The sequence below is a fragment of the Pseudomonas sp. MT92 genome, from assembly GCF_058792515.1.
On sequence record NZ_JBXAFA010000040.1, the window covers coordinates 1544 to 3448 of the forward strand.

General features: G+C 49.5%; 1 rRNA gene (running past one end of the window). It reads right to left on the bottom strand.

From position 1 onward, the window contains the following. A 23S ribosomal RNA gene (locus AC1Q6D_RS33045) occupies nt 1-1714 on the bottom strand (it extends 1269 nt beyond the left edge of the window). Between the last annotated feature and the right edge of the window lie 191 nt (nt 1715-1905).

The following is a 1905-nucleotide window of genomic DNA, read 5'->3' on the forward strand; positions in this document are numbered from 1 at the left end:
ACTTCACCCTCACCGGCGCACCTTCTCCCGAAGTTACGGTGCCATTTTGCCTAGTTCCTTCACCCGAGTTCTCTCAAGCGCCTTGGTATTCTCTACCCAACCACCTGTGTCGGTTTGGGGTACGGTTCCTGGTTACCTGAAGCTTAGAAGCTTTTCTTGGAAGCATGGCATCAACCACTTCGTGTTCTAAAAGAACACTCGTCATCAGCTCTCGGCCTTAGAATCCCGGATTTACCTAAGATTCCAGCCTACCACCTTAAACTTGGACAACCAACGCCAAGCTGGCCTAGCCTTCTCCGTCCCTCCATCGCAATAACCAGAAGTACAGGAATATTAACCTGTTTTCCATCGACTACGCTTTTCAGCCTCGCCTTAGGGACCGACTAACCCTGCGTCGATTAACGTTGCGCAGGAAACCTTGGTCTTTCGGCGTGGGTGTTTTTCACACCCATTGTCGTTACTCATGTCAGCATTCGCACTTCTGATACCTCCAGCAAGCTTCTCAACTCACCTTCACAGGCTTACAGAACGCTCCTCTACCGCATCACCTAAGTGATACCCGTAGCTTCGGTGTATGGTTTGAGCCCCGTTACATCTTCCGCGCAGGCCGACTCGACTAGTGAGCTATTACGCTTTCTTTAAAGGGTGGCTGCTTCTAAGCCAACCTCCTAGCTGTCTAAGCCTTCCCACATCGTTTCCCACTTAACCATAACTTTGGGACCTTAGCTGACGGTCTGGGTTGTTTCCCTTTTCACGACGGACGTTAGCACCCGCCGTGTGTCTCCCATGCTCGGCACTTGTAGGTATTCGGAGTTTGCATCGGTTTGGTAAGTCGGGATGACCCCCTAGCCGAAACAGTGCTCTACCCCCTACAGTGATACATGAGGCGCTACCTAAATAGCTTTCGAGGAGAACCAGCTATCTCCGAGCTTGATTAGCCTTTCACTCCGATCCACAGGTCATCCGCTAACTTTTCAACGGTAGTCGGTTCGGTCCTCCAGTCAGTGTTACCTAACCTTCAACCTGCCCATGGATAGATCGCCCGGTTTCGGGTCTATTCCCAGCGACTAGACGCCCTATTAAGACTCGCTTTCGCTACGCCTCCCCTATTCGGTTAAGCTCGCCACTGAAAATAAGTCGCTGACCCATTATACAAAAGGTACGCAGTCACAGAACAAAGTCTGCTCCCACTGCTTGTACGCATACGGTTTCAGGATCTATTTCACTCCCCTCTCCGGGGTTCTTTTCGCCTTTCCCTCACGGTACTAGTTCACTATCGGTCAGTCAGTAGTATTTAGCCTTGGAGGATGGTCCCCCCATATTCAGACAAAGTTTCTCGTGCTCCGTCCTACTCGATTTCATGACTAAGAGATTTTCGCGTACAGGGCTATCACCCACTATGGCCGCACTTTCCAGAGCGTTCCGCTAATCTCAAAGCCACTTAAGGGCTAGTCCCCGTTCGCTCGCCACTACTAAGGGAATCTCGGTTGATTTCTTTTCCTCAGGGTACTTAGATGTTTCAGTTCCCCTGGTTCGCCTCTTAAGCCTATGTATTCAGCTTAAGATAACCATCTTATGATGGCTGGGTTCCCCCATTCAGACATCTCCGGATCAAAGTCTGTTTGCCGACTCCCCGAAGCTTTTCGCAGGCTACCACGTCTTTCATCGCCTCTGACTGCCAAGGCATCCACCGTATGCGCTTCTTCACTTGACCATATAACCCCAAGCAATCTGGTTATACTGTGAAGACGACATTCGCCGAAAATTCGCGCTACTCAATTAAGAGCAACTCACAAATTTTACCTTAGCCTGATCCGTTACCAGTGAAAGTAACGTTCAGTCTATCTTTCTATCACATACCCAAATTTTTAAAGAACGATCTAGCCAAAGACTAGAAATCAACAT